Genomic DNA, 16243 nt, shown 5'->3' with positions numbered 1-16243 from the left:
CGCCAGTCGCCACACCGCCAATAAAAGGAATAACCCATGCTGCAACTGATTCTCGGCGGCGCCCGCTCCGGCAAGAGTCGTCTGGCTGAAAAACTCGCCACAGACTCCCAATTGCCCGTGACCTACATCGCCACCAGCCAACCCCTGGACGGCGAGATGAACGAGCGTATCGCCCAGCACCGCACCCGACGTCCGGCCGAATGGGCGCTGGTGGAGCAACCGTTGGCGCTGGCGCGGGTACTGCAGGAAAACGCCACCAGCGATCGATGTTTGCTGGTGGATTGCCTGACCTTGTGGCTGACCAACCTGCTGATGCTCAACGATCCCGACCGGCTGGTCGCCGAGCGTGAAGCGCTGCTGGACAGCCTGCCCGCGTTGCCCGGGGAGATCATTTTTGTCAGCAACGAAACCGGCCTGGGCGTGGTGCCGCTGGGCGAGCTGACGCGCCGTTACGTCGATGAAGCCGGTTGGCTGCATCAAGCCTTGGCCGAACGTTGTCAGCGCGTCGTGCTGACCGTCGCCGGCCTGCCCCTGACTCTCAAAGGTACTGCGTTATGAATCATCGCTGGTGGCTGGACCCGTGCAAGCCCGTCGATACCCAAGCGCTGGAATTGGCCACGGCCCGTCAGCAACAGTTGACCAAACCGGCCGGATCCCTGGGGCGGCTGGAATCGGTGGCGGTGCAGTTGGCGGGCCTGCAAGGGCAGGTCAAACCGAACCTCGACCGGTTGTGGATTGCGATTTTCGCCGGCGACCACGGCGTGGTAGCCGAAGGCGTATCGGCCTATCCCCAAGAAGTCACCGGGCAAATGTTGTTCAACTTCGTCAGCGGCGGCGCGGCCATCAGCGTCCTGGCGCGGCAACTGGGCGCGTCCCTGGAAGTGGTCGACCTGGGCACCGTCACGTCATCGCTGGACCTGCCCGGTGTGCGGCACCTGAACCTCGGGCCGGGCACGGCGAATTTCTCCCAGGGCCCGGCCATGACGGTGAGCCAGGGCGAGCAAGCCTTGCACGCCGGCCGCGACAGTGTGTTGCGTGCCGTCGCGGCCGGGGCGCAATTGTTCATCGGCGGCGAAATGGGCATCGGCAACACCACCGCCGCCAGCGCCCTGGCCTGCGCCTTGCTCGACTGCCCGGTGGCGCACTTGGTGGGGCCAGGCACGGGCTTGGACGCCGCAGGTGTCAGCCGCAAGGCCCAGGTGATCGAACGGGCCCTGGCGTTGCACGCTGCCCAAGGCAACGACCCGTTGCAGACCCTGTTCAACCTCGGCGGCTTTGAAATCGCCGCGTTGGTTGGTGCGTACCTGGCCTGCGCCCAGCAAGGGGTGGCCGTGCTGGTGGACGGCTTCATCTGCAGCGTCGCGGCCCTGGTGGCGGTGCGCCTCAATCCGGCGTGCCGGTCATGGTTGCTGTTCGGCCATCGCGGCGCCGAACCGGGCCATCGCCACGTGCTGGAAACCCTCGGCGCCGAACCGCTGCTCGACTTGGGCTTGCGCCTGGGCGAGGGCAGTGGCGCGGCGTTGGCGGTACCGCTGTTGCGCCTGGCCTGTGACCTCCACGGGCAGATGGCGACGTTTGCCGAAGCGGCTGTGGCGGATCGCCCGGCATGACCTTGCGCCTGGACCTGCTGCGTCACGGCGAAACCGAATTGGGCGGCGGCTTGCGTGGCAGCCTCGACGACGCCTTGACGGCCAGGGGCTGGGAACAGATGCACGCGGCGGTCGAGCTAGGCGGGCCCTGGGATCGCCTGGTGAGTTCGCCCTTGCAGCGCTGCGCCCGTTTCGCCGAACAACTCGGCGCCCGGCTCAACGTGCCGGTGCACGTGGACAAAGACCTGCAAGAGCTGCATTTCGGCGCCTGGGAAGGGCGTAGCGCGGCGGCGTTGATGGACACCGATGCCGAGGCGCTGGGCCGGTTTTGGGCCGACCCTTATGCCTTCACGCCGCCTGAAGGCGAGCCGGTGCTGGCGTTTTCCAGTCGCGTCCTGGCGGCGATCGAACGCCTGCACGCGACCTACGCCGGCCAACGGGTCTTGCTGGTCAGCCACGGCGGCGTGATGCGCCTGCTGCTGGCCCAGGCCCGAGGCCTGCCTCGGGAGCAGTTGCTCAACGTCGAAGTGGCCCATGGCGCGCTGTTTTCCCTGACCGTGGCGGCAGGTTCAGTGCTCGAAGAGGTGGTTTGAACATGTTGCCGTTCTGGATCGCCCTGCAATTTCTCAGCAGCCTGCCGGTGCGCCTGCCGGGCATGCCCGAGCCCGAACAACTGGGCCGTTCGCTGCTGTTCTATCCCGTGGTGGGGCTGTTGTTCGGTGGCCTGCTGTGGCTACTCGATGCGCTGCTGCTGGGTACACCGTCGCTGCTCCATGCCGCACTGTTACTGACAGCGTGGGTGTTGCTCAGCGGCGGCCTGCACCTCGACGGCCTGGCCGACAGCGCCGACGCCTGGCTCGGTGGTTTCGGTGATCGCGAACGCACGCTGTTGATCATGAAAGATCCGCGCAGCGGTCCCATTGCGGTGGTCACCCTGGTGTTGGTGCTACTGCTCAAGTTTGCCGCGCTGGTGGCGTTGATCGAACAGGGGCAGACGTTGGCCTTGATCATCGTGCCAGTGCTGGGGCGTGCGGCGTTGCTGGGCCTGTTCCTCACCACACCTTACGTGCGGGCTGGCGGCCTGGGTCAGGCGCTGGCCGATCATTTGCCTCGACGCGCGGGAGGGTGGGTGTTGGTGACGTGTGCGTTGGGCTGTGTGCTGGTGGCGGGGTGGGCTGCCGCTAGTGCGTTGGCGGTCGCCTTCGCGGTGTTCGTCGGCTTGCGGCGGATGATGCTGCGCAGGCTCGGGGGCTGCACCGGGGATACGGCTGGGGCGTTGGTGGAGGTGCTTGAGGTGGTGGTGTTGGTGGGGGCGGGGTTCTGGTGAGGAACAAAACCCTGGCGCCCCTGTGTAGATAACCACCTGTCAACTCTGACAGTTTCGCCCTATCCAAAAAAAGCGCTTACTTCTCGCCAGCGCAGAACGACGGGAAGCGTCTGGGTAGTACCCGCTAATAATCGGTCTGCTTTCTCAAGCTGAAGCATCATGGGCGTCCATGGCTTCACGTTAAGAAGACGGAGAGCGACAACATGGCAGGTTCATATGACAAAGAGCAGTCTACCTCGAATGCAAGCGGATCCGGCGGAGCGGGCCCGCGTGACGTCCAGGCGCCGGTTGTACACCCGGCTCCGCTACCAGGGTTGCCGGTGGGGCTTATTAGCAGGTCAAACCTTGATACGGGTCTGACCACAACAATCACCACCTGGGACGGTGATGACCCGGAAGGTGAGGAGGAGCAAATTCGACTGCAGTGGACCCGGGCGCAGAGTGATGAATGGACGACGTTGGAAGAACTTACTTTTACAAGTGTCGATCCATGGGAGCCGTTGGTTTTTAACATTCCCCCCGATTTCTTGTTGGATCCGGAGCATGAAGGACCTATCGACCTCCGATACCAGCATATGAACCACCTTGGTACCCCAGACGAATCGCCGCGAACGCTCATCCACATCGACAAGACTCCGCCCAATTCTGGCTCCATTCCGGGGAAAATGATATTCGATGTCGAACCGCCGATCACCGATGCAACGTTTGGTACGGATGATTATCTGGAAGCGACAATTCCGCCGTGGACGGGCGACAGAACCGATGTGCGAGTCGCGTACGGCTGGATAAAGGGTGTGCTGCCTGAGGATCCAGCGGATATTGATCTGATCGGTCCGGTGCCCATCGATCTGACTGGCAACAGAGTCGTGCGCATTCCCAAGGAAAAGTTCGTGAACGCTGGAGATGGCCTATGCTGCGGCGGTTACGTCTTGCTCGACAAGGCCGGCAATATGAGCTACCTGTCTGAATATGAGCTTATGTCGGTTGCGCTCGGCCCCTTGCCTCCTAAACCCTTGAACGCACCCACGGTGGCGGATGCGACGGGTGGGGAGCTGTTGCGTTCGGATGTTATCGGCGGGCAGGTGCTCGTCAATGTCCCCCGTGTCCCCAATGGCAAGTCAACCGATAGAGTTGTCGTTAAATGGGGCACCAAGGACGTCACGCCGGGAACGCCTCTAGGCGGCAACCCAACGGGCGGGGTCAACATCCCCGTACCTTGGGCGATTCTCTGGGCCGAATATGGCAGCACCACGACGGGTGGGAAGGATACGCCAGTTTCCTACACGGTGCTGCGGGGTGCAGAACCTTTTGGCTCAAATGAAGCCACCGTTCGATGCAACTTTTCCGGCACCGGGCCAATCAACCCAGACCCGGATCCCGGCAACGACCTGCTGGAAGCGGTCACGGTTGTGGGCAAGTCGGGTGTCGACAATGAACTGGAGGCCGGCGACGAAAACGAGCCTGTCAAGGCCAAGATCGAACTGGTCGCGCCCTTGACCGATGGCGACACGTATCAAGTCATGTGGAATGGCAACACCATTGGCGATCCCTATGTGATTGACGTCGCTGATGACACGGCGGGGGATATCATCGAGATTGACCTCGATTGGGACACCATCCGTTACGAAGGCCCTAGCGATGCCATGCCGGTCTGGTACGTGTTGACCAACGTGGCCCATGAAAACCCGCAAGAGCCTAAAGAACGCACCGCGGTCAAGATCGATTTCCTGGTGCAAGCCTTGCCCCCAGCCGAACCGCTACACACCGTCAACAACAACCTGACCTGTCTGTCATTGCGTTATGAGGGGGACAAATATGGCTTCCAGTACAGGGTCCCGCCGAGCCGTTTTTTGCAGGTAGGCGACGATGTCGAGGTGGTGTGGAAGGCCTATACGAACTACAGCAACCCGGTGGAGGTACCCAGCGCCGGCAAAACTGTGACGTTCCAGAATGTCACGCAAGAGCAAGTCACCAACGGAATTACGTGGCTCATCGAACCCTACGCGGATCATATCCTGCCCACCTGGTCGAGATCTTTCCCGTTAGGCAAAGGCGAAGTGAGCTACAGGATAATCGGAAAAGGTTATCGGCCTACACCCAGCGATAACCGGGTGGGACTATCCCAGGGCGAGACCAGCTGCAACGTGCCGCCGCCTAAGAATTCGTGAGCGGGGGGCACTCAGGGATGCCAGACGGAAAATGGAAGTGCCAAATACGGGTCATGTAGGCTGCAATGCATAGGGAAACTGTGGTGAGGGAGCACGCTCCCTCGCCATTTGCAGCTGCTTGACGGATCGGCGTGAGACCGGCCGGCGAGCGTACCTTTTGGCTTGTTCATCGTTTGTGCCGGTGGGTTTCGGAATAATCCTACATATCCCGGTGTCGGCGTTCTGTAGTCTGCGCGCCTTTCTACATCCGATCACAGGTGGCTGTATGTCCTTGCCTAAATCCTTTTCGCTGCACCCGTTGTTCCGAGCGTTGACGCTGCTGTCCATATCACCTTTATTGCTAGTCGCTGAGGTGGCGTACGCAAGGGTTCTCAACCCTGGGGAGGTAGTAAACATCGACAGTGCCACCGCGCCCGATGAATATGTGTTGAATGGCGAATCGACATTAAATGCCGATGGTGCCCAGACCCGGGATATCACCGTTAACCATTCAACCTTGAATCTCACGGGTACCAATGTCCAGGCAACGGGCAACCATGGCGTTCTGTTGAACGCCGGTCGGGCGAACATTGGCAACAGTCACATTACGAGCGACCGGATAGGGCTGGTGGTCAGTCGTGACGCTGCGGGTAACCAAGGTTCTACCGCGACTGTGAGCGACAGCACCATTATCGGGGCAACCACTGGCGTTTCGGTCACGGCTTTAAGTGACGTGACGTTGCTGCGAACCACCGTCATGGGCACCGGCGCCAATGCTAAAGGCCTGCGCTTGTTTGGCGGTGCCGCCACCGCCATCGACAGTACGATTATCGGTGCCAAGGATGGGATCGAAATCGGTACTGATCCAGGCATGGTTACTCCCTCGACTCTGAACCTGGACGGCACTCATGTCGAAGGCCTCGACGGCTCGGCAATCGTGGTCGGGGGAGCAAGCATCGCCAGTATCTCCGTGGCCAACGGCTCCACGTTGTCGGCCAGCAATGGCATCCTGATGGACGTGCGCAATGGTGCCGAGGGCAATTTGAATGTCAGCGGCAGCGCACTGGTTGGCGATATCGTCGCGGACGGCAGCAGCACCGCCAATGTGTTGCTCGAAAACGCCGCGACCCTGACCGGGAATCTGCGAAATGTGCGGGACCTGGGTATCAGCAGTAACGCTCGTTGGGTGATGGTCGGTGACGGCGAGGTCGAGAACCTGGTCATGAATGGCGGCTCTGTCCAGTTTGGTAATCCGGGCGAGTTCTTCAAATTGAACGTAGGCACGTTGTCGGGCGATGGCGGTACGTTCTACATGCACACCGATTTCAAGACCGGACAGGTCGATACCCTGACGGTAACCGGCACGGCCACCGGCAACCACACCATTGCCATTGACGCCAGTGGTTCAGAACCCGTAGGTGCCGGCTCCACCGCGGTGGTGAAGATTGGCGGCGGCGATGCGACGTTTGCTTTGGCCGGTGGGGAAGTCGACCTGGGGGCTTATTCATACGATTTGATCAAACAAGGCAATGACGCCTGGTACCTCAATACCCTCACGCGCACGATCAGCCCGGGCACCCGTTCGGTGATCGCGCTGTTCAACGCTGCCCCTACCGTCTGGTATGGCGAACTCAGCACCTTGCGCAGCCGCATGGGTGAAGTGCGCATGAACCCTGGCCAGAGCGGTGGCTGGATTCGCGCCTACGGCAACAAGTTCAATGTCAGCGCAAATTCCGGTGTCGCTTACCAGCAAGTGCAGCAAGGTTTGTCGTTTGGTGCGGATGCGCCGTTGCCAGTGGGCGACGGCCAATGGTTGGTCGGTGTGTTGGGTGGCTTCAGCAAGTCGGACCTTGACCTGAGCCGTGGCACCAGCGCAACGATCAACAGTTACTATTTGGGTGCCTATACCACATGGCTGGATGAGCAGAGCGGCTATTACTTCGACGGCGTGCTCAAGTTCAACCGCTTCCAGAATGAGTCCGATGTGCAGTTGAGCGATGGCAAGAAAACCAAGGGGAATTACGACAGTCATGGCGTCGGTGGCTCCCTGGAATTCGGCCGGCACATCAAGTTGGCGGACGACTATTTCGTTGAGCCGTTCACTCAGTTGTCGGGTGTGGTCATCGAGGGCAAAGACTACAAGCTGGACAATGGTCTCTCTGCCGAAGGCAGTCAGTCCCACTCTCTGCTGGCCAAGGCCGGTGCGACCGTCGGACGGGATTTCACCTGGGGTGACAAAGTTGTGCAGCCCTACATTCGTGCTGCTTTCGTGCACGAATTTGCCAACAACAATGACGTGCAGGTCAACAACAATCGATTCAACAACGACCTTTCGGGTTCCCGGGGTGAGTTGGGTACCGGTGTCGCGATGACCCTGACCGACAAGGTCTCGATTCATGCCGATTTCGATTACAGCAATGGTAATAAGATCGAACAACCGTGGGGTGCCAATGTGGGCGTGCGCTATCTCTGGTAGGTAGTGGTGACTGAGGCGCCCAGGCATGCCGGGATTTGATCGCCGGGTGCTACGCCACTGGCGGCATTTGCGTGTTCATTAGCGTTCCGCCCCCCAGCCTTGCTGGGGGGTTAATGTTCAGCGACGGAGAACATGAACAATGTCATCGACCAAGTCCACCAAGCTCCCGCCCACTATGACTGCGCCCTGGACCGAGCCCGAACCGTTGGCGGATGTTCCTGGCGGCGAGCCGAATCTACTGCACCGTTCGGCCTGGAGCGATCCGGCCAACCCGCTGAAGGTCATGCTTGAGCCCTGGTACGATGAGGATCCGCCGGGCGGTCCCTACACCGAGCGGGTCGATGTTTTCCTGGGTGACAACGAGAGCAATATCATTGGGTTCCAAGAATGGAGCCTGCCCATGGATCCGGATGATTACTACGTACCGATCAGTGCCGACCGGTTGCCTTCCGGGACGCATGCGCTCAGTTTCATCATGACCAACTTTCTGGGTACGCCGGCGCGATCACATCCATTTACTGTCACTGTCGATAAAGCCCCTCCCGTACTGGCCACCACCAGCGAACTGGAATTCCCACGCGAAGTCCTCCCCCCTAACAAACTCACTGCTCACTACCTTGAGCAAAACAATGATGAATTAAAGGCAAATCTCCCGGGATACACCGACCCCCGACCCTGGGATCGGATCACCTGGTACTGGGGACGTTCGCCGGGCAATCAGGATCAGGGTGGTGTCATCGAGCTGGATGACCAGAACTATGCCAATCCCATCGTCGTTACGATCTCGGCTGATTTGATACAGGACCGGGGTGATGGCTTACGGTATGTGTGGTATCAGGTAGAGGATCGGGCGGGTAATCCGAGCCGGACTTCGGCGTCGGTTGAGCTGGATGTTGCCGCCACGCCGATCCCCCGTGTTTTGCCTTGGCCTTCCGTTGAGAGGGCCACGGGAACCGGGGAGCAGCAAACCTTGGATCCTGTGCTATTTGAGTCCGGAGCGGTGGTGGTCATACCCGCTGATGCGGTCATTTATCCTGGGGAGAAGGTCTGGGTACAGTGGGGGGAGCCTGGCTCCGTGGGGGCCTGTCGGACAGATCAGGAAATATCGGCAGGTTCGCGTCGTTATGCAGTCCCCATGTGCTCGATTGCTGCGAATATCGGTAAGCGCTTGCCGTTGTCTTATAGCGTCACTGTCAGCGAGGACGAGGTATTACCCTCTCAAACGCGGACGCTGAATGTACTGGACGTAGACAGTACCCACTTTCCAACCGTCCAATGCCAAGAGGCTTTCGGTGGGCAATTGAGCTTTAGAGATGTTCCGTCCAATGGAGCGCAATTGAGGCTGGATCCATGGAAATTGGCGACGACGGACCAGAGAATCTGGATCAGCATGGCGGGGAATATCTCGTCGGGGCCGATTGAGCATTTTGCGATCAACGGGAGCAAGGTGACTCAGGCGCAAGTCGACCATGGGGTGCGGAGCGTGATCGTACCGAAAACTTTTCTGGAGAGGCTGACACGCAATAGGCCGTTAACGGGAAAGGTCTACGTCAGTTTCGATGGCGGGGAAAAGCCGATCTTTCCCAATTTTCCGCCGTTGAATTTGACACTGGTTGACTGAGCGTCGGGGTTCGAGGGCTAGGCTATAAATGAAAAACTCCCGCAGGGTGAGCTGCGGGAGTTTTAGGGTTATTTGAAATTGTTATCTGATTGTTCTCGTCATGCTATGCGAATCTCTCAATTGTCACTGGGGAAACGTAGGAGAACGAGGGGGAGTTATAGAGCCTGTGGGGGTTTTGGGATCAATACGCGGGATGTTCCATAAACTAATCAGTTCGGGAAGAGATTTTCTACCGTCAGCACTATTACTACGGATATTGTTCCCTCTCGACCCAGCCGCACCACTGGTACTGGTACTAGTACTGGTCCTACTTAGTCTAGCTGTGCCAGTCGCACCACTGGCACTGGTGCTACCTCGCCCAGTTATGCCAGTCGCAGCACTGATACTATTTTTATTTAGCCCAGCCGTACTGCCTCTTTTGGTCACGCTTATTAAAACAGGCTCAAAACCTGCACTCGCCTCAGCCGCAGCCTTAGCAGCCACAGCCGCCCTCGCCATAGCAATCCCAACCCCTGCCAGCAATCCGCCAACTGTGCCCACGGCGGTGCCAACAGCAGATAAGGTTTCGTTTTCCGTGACTGTGCCATAAACCTGCAGTCCCAAGCCCGCCGCCTGAAGACCTATCCCGGCCCATCCGGCTACGAATGCTGTTACACCGATGGTAGCCGGTGCGCTCCAGGGCATCGCCACGACAGAGACAACCAGGAACAATGCCGCCAGGCCTACGCCGATCCATTGAGCGATACCAGTACCAGGCTTTTTCGGTTGTGGGATCGGATCTTGATACCCAGGATAAGGATCTCGATAAGGCGTAACACCCTGGGAGCGATGGCCGCTGGGGTCTCGCCAGGCAATCGGGTTACCCAGGCAATAGCCGTAAGGGTTCAAGCCCCCGGCCCCGAATGGGCTGAATGAATCGGGGCTGTGGAAACGCATCAGCCCTGGGTCGTAGGCGCGGTAGCCGCGGCCCAGCAAATACCAACCGATCAAGGCTTCGCGCACTTCCCCGGCAAAGGCCAGCAACCCCTTCAGGCCGTTATCTTCACGGCGCTCGCCGTAAGCGCTGTAAGCGGTTTCATGCAACCCGTCAACACGATTTTCACCCAAGACGTTGTGGGCGGTGTCGGTCAGCAGCAGTAGGGTTTGATCGGTGCTATGGGCTGTTTGTTGAGCCAAGGGGCGATCACCCTCATATAAAAACTGGGTCAGCACATCGTTTTGCAAGGTGTAGCTGAGTTGAAACCCCTCGTAGAAACGCAAGGTCTCCGGTTCGCCGTCATGGCGTACCCCAACCAGTTGGTCATGGGCGTCATAGCGGTAATTGATCAACGAGGCTGCGTCGTCGGCGCTGCGCACTTCCAGCAGGCGACCCAAGGGGTCATAGCGCAGCCGCCGACCTTGGCCATCATTGAGTTGATGGCCGTCGGCATCATAATCAAAGGCTTGTGACGATGGATAAGCGGGGTGGCTGTGGCTGACCTCCCTGAGCTGGCATTTGTCATCTTCGTCATAGGTGAAGCGCGCGCTGTCGGTGCTACCGTCGGCAAAATAGGTGGTTCGACGTTCGATGTTGTCCAGGGCGTCAAAGCGAAACACCTGCTCGGTCATGGCATTGCCGTACTGATCGGTCGGCAGCGCTTCGCCGACGCAGCGGTGTCGAGTCAGGCGGTTACGTGTGTCGTATTCAAACGCTTCTTCCAGCAGCACCAGGCCGGCTTTTTCCAGGCGACGGCTGCGTAATTGATCATCGTCCTGCCAAACCAGGGACAAAACCCGGTCTGCCTCGCCGTCCACTTTCAGGGTGCGCTGGATTTCGCGGCCGTGTTCATCGTACGCCAGCTCGGTGACCAGGCGCTGGTCGCTGGCCCGGTTGATCGTGGTGCTGCGTTCGAGCAGGCCGTCGAAATTGTAAGTGAATTCGGCTTCGAGGCCGTCGGCTCCACCCTGGCTGACATGCCGCAGTCTGCCTGCTGTGTCGTATTGGTACTGGGTGGGGGCGGCGCCGTCATCTTCACGACGCAGTTGCCTACCCTGCAACGAGGTGGCGTGAAAGGTTTTCTTATCCACGCCGTTGCTGCGCCAGCGCTCCGAGGCCAGGGCGCCTTCGAGCGTGTACTCATAGTCACGTTGACCCTGGTCGTTGATCGCCTGGGTGATGGCGGCGCTCAACGGGTCATATTCATAGGTGGACTCGGGGCCCTCGGCCAGTCTGATAACCGACGGCTGTTGGCTCAGGGCCAGATTGTAGCCGTAGGTCAGCGTCTGGTTGCCGGGCGTGATCCGTTGATGAATCTGTACGTGCCCGCCTTCGTAGCGGTAGCGTTCAGTGCGCGGACCCACCGTGCGCTCGGTCAGGCGTTCAAGATCGTCAAATTGTTGTGTGCCGGCAACCAGGGAAGGGTGCGCGCTATTGGCGGGTGTGACCTGCAGGCGCGTGGGCAACTCACTGATGCTGTGCTCGGCGAAGGTACGTTCGACACTGTCGCCGTTCGGTAGCACGGTGCGCAGTACGCGGCCCCAGGCGTCGTATACGTATTCGGTGGTCCGTTGTAGAGACTCCAATGCTTCGCGCTGCGGATTTCTCAGCGTTTCGATCTCGCGAATGCACTGTCCATAGCCGTCGTAGACGTAGTCGCGGCTGCCCGCCGTGTTGTCTTGGGCGTCCAGGCGCCGGACCTTGTCGGGGCTGTCGAACAGGTTGTAGTGGGTCTCGCTTCTTTGTACGTGCACGTCGGGTCGTTCGGCATGTTCCTGCCACGTGCAAATGACCAGCCGGTTGTTGTCGAATCGGCGCTCGCTGACCTGGGCGACGCCGTCGGGGCCGGTGGTTCTGCAGACTTCGCCCCAATCGTCATAGGCCAGTTGGCTGGTCAAGGGCAGGGGCGTGTCGTCGAGCCAGTCGTAGACTGTTTCGCTGATCTGGCGTCCGAGAGCGTCGTGCACGGCGGTATAGGTTTGGCGCCAGACCAGGCTGCCGCTGGGGCCTTGCCGTTGACGTTGTTCTTCGACCACCCGGTTGCCGCCATCGAACAATGTCCGAGTCTTGACGCCCTTGACGTTGGTGAGCACCTGTTCGGCTTGCTGGCCGTCCGTTGACGCCAAGCTGTAGCTGAATTGTCGGCCAGCCTCGACGGGAGTATCCAATGCCACGCGTTCTTCCAATAACCGGCCAAGGACGTCGTACCGATAGGACGACTTGACGCCATCGAAATCCTCTCTCCAGACGATTTCGCCATTGAATCGGGAGGCCCGTGTGGTGGTGACCTGGTGGCTGCCATTGTATCCGGTCAGGGTTTCTATCGTTTGGTGCAGAGTCCTGGCGCCAAGTTCTCCGTCGGCCTGGCTGTATCGCCAACTGACGGTGGCGGTTTTGCCCTTGCCTTCATTGTCGTAGAGCGTTTCTTCCTGGCGATCCGGGCGGCCGTGCAGCAAAGGCTTGTCGGTCATATCGAGATAGAAGCGACGGGTACTTTGCAGCGTTGTTTCAGCAGTGGCCTCGACTTGGCTTAGCGCTTCGTGGCTTACCACCAGGAAGTCTTCCGCCAGGCTATTGTCCAGCGGCGACAGTTCCATATAGCGATACCGGGTGCGCAAGACCGGCGCCTGACCCTCGTGCCCTTCGGCCGGGTGCACCGTTTGGCAACGCAGATTGCGCACGAAACCGTGCGGGTCGGCGGGGCAATGCACGTCACCGTCGTCATCGACGTAGCCGTCGACCGGGTAGTATTCGTAGTCCGTGGTCATACCGTTGGGCTGGCGCTCTTGCAGCAGGTTGCCGAAATTGTCATAGGTGGTGGCCAATGTTTCGCTGCGGACCTGGGTGACATCGCTGGTGAGTTCCCAGCGCTTTTCCACGGTTTTAGGCAGCTGGAAATAGGCCGGCTGCTGTTCGAAGGGGCCGTCGACGGTGTGGAAGGTGGTGCGCACCCGCTGGACGCAATCGCCCTGGGTCGTACTTTCCTCGGTGAGCAGGTGAAAGCTGTTGAAGGTGCGCTGCACCGTGCGCGCCACCACGCCGGCCATTTTATGCTTGGCGGTGGAACCGTAGGAGTAGGTGCGCGAGGCCTTGTACAGTTGATCCAGGCCGTTGCTTTCCCACTGGATGTTCGCGCCGTTACCGATGAAATTTTCCAAGGTGTATTCGTAGCTCACCTCCATCTCCGGCTGCTGGAAGCCGGGAAAGAGCTGATGGCGGGTGACCCTCGGCAGGTTCGGCCGTCCGGTGTTGCCCGGATAGGCATGGCCCGCGTCGAGATATTCGATGACTTCGCGCCCGCCCACCGGGGTCTTGACTTCCCTGATGCAGCCAATGCCGCGCACGTCCTGATAATCGAAGCGCCAACTGGCGCGCTCATCCGTGGGCAGGACTATCTCGATGACCTGGTGCCTGGCGTTGAGCTTGAGTTCGAAGCGCGCCAACGGTGTGCCACCCGGTCCGGCATCCGGATACAGAAGCATCTCGACCAGCGCGCGGTCATCGAAGCGGTTGATCTGCAGCAGGCGCCCGAGGGCATCGCTGATCGATGCCAGGCGTTGGCCACCATTGAACCCCACGTAGGCCAGGTCGACCTTGTGCCCGGACGGGGCATGGATCTGCTCGGGCAAGGCCACTCGTTGCTCACCGCTGCCGCCCACCTTCAAGGTTTCGACCAGCCCGGCCTTGTGCACGACCCGATAGAGCTCGTTGCCCTCGTTGAAGAAATGGAAACTGTCGAGTTTCTTTTCCTTGATCTCCGGCGTGGCACCGCTGCCGGTGACCTTGAAGGTTTCGCCAGTGGACAAGGCCAGGATGCTGTCATGGGGGGTGAACTGGGACAGGTTGAAGTTCCAGCCGACGCCGAAGCCCGAATCCAGGGTATTGAGCGGGTTGAACACCAGCTTCAGCGGTACGGCGGGGCCGCAAAGGTCGTTGGACTTGAGTTCCGGCAAGTCGATGGCGAGGGTGTATTGACCGGTGCGTGGATCAACACTGGCCGACAGGAAACTCATGAAGTTGAAGGCATTGGAGTGTGCCACATTGGACGTTGTCATGGCGCCTTACCCAGGTCGAGAAAAAGAAGGCCGACTGGCTGCCCGGCAGTCGGCCGCCGAAATTCATTTCAGGATGGCGCAGCGATACTTGGTGGGGCCGAATTCGTTGTCTTTGTGCCACCTGCCAACGAGAAACTGACCGGCGGGGCAGTTGTACACCGAGTTGGCCTCACCGATCTCATCGCTCCAGGCTTGAAGCGTGACCGTCAGGTCCCTGCCGCCCTGGGAGGCCGTTGCGCACTCATAACGGGTCTGGCCATTTCCGCCGCCGTCGTGGGTGCGTCCGGTCATGATTTTGTTCATAGGGCAGACGAAGTAAATACCATCGGACTCTTTCAACTGAGGAGACCATACTCTGTCCCCTACGCTGACGTTCGTCCCGGACTGAACTGCTGTGGCACATTCATAACGAGTTAGGCCGTTTAAAAATCCTGTGTGTCGGCGGCCGGTCAGGATCATGGGAAAGGTGCAGGTGTAATAGGACGACTGTTCAGGAATAGCGTCGGACCATGTACGACCCGAGTCTGTCGCGGCCGGTGGCCAAGTGGTACCGAATGCTTCGGAGGCCACCAACTCGATGCAGGACAGTTTGTCGCGAACTTCGCCATTCACTTTTTCATATTTGCTTTCCAGCAGAAGGCCGGGAGCAATGATGCTATTAGAGGGGTACGTAAATAGATAAGTGATTTCATTAACGCCGACAGTTGTTGATTTTCGGGTGGTTTTAAGTTTGAGCCAGAAATTCTGGCCTGCGTTGGTGTTGTCGGAGCACCAGGGGTCATCCGTCAAGAAAACTCTAAGCGCCGAAGGTAATTGGACAAGCTCGATGGAACGCGTTTCGAATCCCTTGCATTTTGTGACGAAGGTCGACAGTTCGTAGCGATAAGTCAAACCGCTGCCTTGCGCAGGCACATCCAGGGAACAAGTGTCTTTGTCTTTATTATAGAGAATGATCTGCGCGGCGTTTTCGGGAGAGTTCGAAGTGGCCATCACTGTACTCACTGCAACCAGGCTGGAAAATAAAGCAATGACATGACGGGAAAGCGAAATAAGATTCATGTTTTAGGCTCGATTGACAGGTGAAAGAAAGGGCCCGGTTGCAAGCTGTCAAGCACTATGTACTTATTAATAGAGTGTCGCGCATTGATAAATGGTCCACCCGTTTTCATCGCCTCGGTGACCCCGTCCGGTCATGACCTGACCTGTGGGGCAGGTGTAATCACTGCCCGATTCCTTAATATCGCCTGTCCATACACGATTGGCAGGTTCTAGTTCGTCATCGTCAAAGGCGCCGCCTTTGGCGATTCCGCACATATACCATGTCGGGCCGTTTTCATCATGGTAGTGGCCACGACCGGTCATGATTGTAGGGTGGGGGCACTCATATCTATGGTTTGCGGACTCAACCTCAATCTTTCCAGTAAAACTATCCCCTGCCGGTGGCGTCACTTCTACTGGCTTTCCATTTTGTACAAGGCTGGCGCACAAATGTTTGGTGGAGCCGTTTTCGTCGCCTGCGTGCTGGCGTCCAATCATGACGGTATTGGTCGGACACTGGATGAAACCCAATCCGTTGCTCCCTATCGAGAGTGGATATGTCCGGCTCTCTGTTTTTCCTTCCGACCAGGAACCAGGGATTACGGTGACCAGCGCTTTAGTTTCGGCAGGTGTTTTATCAGTGTTCATACAGCCACTGCTAAGTAATAGTGTTGTGACCCCTAAGGCAAGATGAAAGCGGCTATTGATTAGTGATGGCATGGGTACGGGTAAGCTCTTCATGATACTTGCTCCCAACGAGTATTGTGAGGCGGTTAAACAAGTAAGGTTGAGAGAACAGTAGACACGAATGCTCACTTTGGCTACCTAGCAGAACTGCTAGGTTGTTGCGTGCAGAAAAAATAAATACCCAGCCTAGCTGGTTTTAGCGATCACCGGAACCTATCTGTTCTGTTACTGGTCATGCGTGCGTGGTGAGGGTACAACAACCTCAATTGTACTTGGCTGGGAATGAGCCAACGGACGTTAGCTTGTTTCAGCCAATCGGCCCATGGT

10 protein-coding genes are annotated in these 16243 nt (G+C 58.8%); 7 read left to right on the top strand and 3 right to left on the bottom strand.

Annotation, left to right across the window (positions count from 1 at the left end; genetic code table 11):
- The first annotated feature begins 36 nt into the window (after positions 1-36).
- The 7 genes from cobU (at position 37) to ACLH0I_RS21995 (ending at position 9160) form a co-directional block, all read left to right on the top strand.
- Positions 37-558, top strand: coding sequence for a bifunctional adenosylcobinamide kinase/adenosylcobinamide-phosphate guanylyltransferase (gene cobU, locus ACLH0I_RS22025; RefSeq protein WP_411385384.1), 522 nt, complete (start codon positions 37-39; stop codon positions 556-558).
- Positions 555-1610 carry a nicotinate-nucleotide--dimethylbenzimidazole phosphoribosyltransferase gene (gene cobT / locus ACLH0I_RS22020; RefSeq protein ID WP_411385383.1) on the top strand — a complete coding sequence of 352 codons (1056 nt, stop codon included), beginning with the start codon at positions 555-557 and terminating at the stop codon, positions 1608-1610. The genes cobU and cobT overlap by 4 nt, the downstream gene beginning before the upstream one ends.
- Positions 1607-2182 carry an alpha-ribazole phosphatase family protein gene (gene cobC, locus ACLH0I_RS22015; RefSeq protein ID WP_411385382.1) on the top strand — a complete coding sequence of 192 codons (576 nt, stop codon included), beginning with the start codon at positions 1607-1609 and terminating at the stop codon, positions 2180-2182. Before cobT ends, cobC begins: the two co-directional genes overlap by 4 nt.
- A 2-nt stretch (positions 2183-2184) precedes the next feature.
- Complete coding sequence (locus ACLH0I_RS22010) at positions 2185-2916, top strand: adenosylcobinamide-GDP ribazoletransferase (protein ID WP_411385381.1); 732 nt, start codon at positions 2185-2187, stop codon at positions 2914-2916.
- Between the two features lie 203 nt (positions 2917-3119).
- A complete protein-coding gene (locus tag ACLH0I_RS22005) occupies positions 3120-5084 on the top strand; it encodes a hypothetical protein (RefSeq protein WP_411385380.1) in 1965 nt (654 codons plus the stop codon).
- 265 nt (positions 5085-5349) lie between these two features.
- Positions 5350-7539, top strand: coding sequence for an autotransporter outer membrane beta-barrel domain-containing protein (locus tag ACLH0I_RS22000; RefSeq protein ID WP_411385379.1), 2190 nt, complete (start codon positions 5350-5352; stop codon positions 7537-7539).
- Between the two features lie 139 nt (positions 7540-7678).
- A complete protein-coding gene (locus ACLH0I_RS21995; protein ID WP_411385378.1) occupies positions 7679-9160 on the top strand; it encodes a hypothetical protein in 1482 nt (493 codons plus the stop codon).
- Positions 9161-9283: 123 nt separating this feature from the next.
- Here ACLH0I_RS21995 and ACLH0I_RS21990 read toward each other — a convergent pair whose 3' ends face one another.
- The 3 genes from ACLH0I_RS21990 to ACLH0I_RS21980 all read right to left on the bottom strand — a co-directional run bounded on the left by ACLH0I_RS21990 (position 9284) and on the right by ACLH0I_RS21980 (position 15970).
- On the bottom strand, positions 9284-14191 hold the full coding sequence (locus tag ACLH0I_RS21990) for an RHS repeat domain-containing protein (RefSeq protein ID WP_411385377.1): 4908 nt from the start codon (positions 14189-14191) through the stop codon (positions 9284-9286).
- A 63-nt stretch (positions 14192-14254) separates the two neighbouring features.
- Entirely contained in the window at positions 14255-15250 is a 996-nt protein-coding gene (locus tag ACLH0I_RS21985) for a hypothetical protein (protein WP_411385376.1), read from the bottom strand.
- Positions 15251-15316: 66 nt separating this feature from the next.
- Complete coding sequence (locus ACLH0I_RS21980; RefSeq protein WP_250965868.1) at positions 15317-15970, bottom strand: hypothetical protein; 654 nt, start codon at positions 15968-15970, stop codon at positions 15317-15319.
- Positions 15971-16243 lie beyond the last annotated feature (273 nt).

The sequence above is a fragment of the Pseudomonas sp. MPB03 genome, assembly GCF_046605385.1.
Classification (GTDB): Bacteria; Pseudomonadota; Gammaproteobacteria; order Pseudomonadales; family Pseudomonadaceae; genus Aquipseudomonas; species Aquipseudomonas zanjanensis.
Note: the sequence above shows the minus strand (reverse complement) of the source record. Positions and strands in the feature narration are given on the sequence as shown.

What these genes read in the sequence shown, in the direction of transcription:
- cobU (WP_411385384.1), top strand. Translation starts at nt 37, where the DNA reads ATGCTGCAACTGATTCTCGGCGGCGCCCGCTCCGGCAAGAGTCGTCTG.
- cobT (WP_411385383.1), top strand. Translation starts at nt 555, where the DNA reads ATGAATCATCGCTGGTGGCTGGACCCGTGCAAGCCCGTCGATACCCAA.
- cobC (WP_411385382.1), top strand. Translation starts at nt 1,607, where the DNA reads ATGACCTTGCGCCTGGACCTGCTGCGTCACGGCGAAACCGAATTGGGC.
- ACLH0I_RS22010 (WP_411385381.1), top strand. Translation starts at nt 2,185, where the DNA reads ATGTTGCCGTTCTGGATCGCCCTGCAATTTCTCAGCAGCCTGCCGGTG.
- ACLH0I_RS22005 (WP_411385380.1), top strand. Translation starts at nt 3,120, where the DNA reads ATGGCAGGTTCATATGACAAAGAGCAGTCTACCTCGAATGCAAGCGGA.
- ACLH0I_RS22000 (WP_411385379.1), top strand. Translation starts at nt 5,350, where the DNA reads ATGTCCTTGCCTAAATCCTTTTCGCTGCACCCGTTGTTCCGAGCGTTG.
- ACLH0I_RS21995 (WP_411385378.1), top strand. Translation starts at nt 7,679, where the DNA reads ATGTCATCGACCAAGTCCACCAAGCTCCCGCCCACTATGACTGCGCCC.
- ACLH0I_RS21990 (WP_411385377.1), bottom strand. Translation starts at nt 14,191, where the DNA reads ATGACAACGTCCAATGTGGCACACTCCAATGCCTTCAACTTCATGAGT.
- ACLH0I_RS21985 (WP_411385376.1), bottom strand. Translation starts at nt 15,250, where the DNA reads ATGAATCTTATTTCGCTTTCCCGTCATGTCATTGCTTTATTTTCCAGC.
- ACLH0I_RS21980 (WP_250965868.1), bottom strand. Translation starts at nt 15,970, where the DNA reads ATGAAGAGCTTACCCGTACCCATGCCATCACTAATCAATAGCCGCTTT.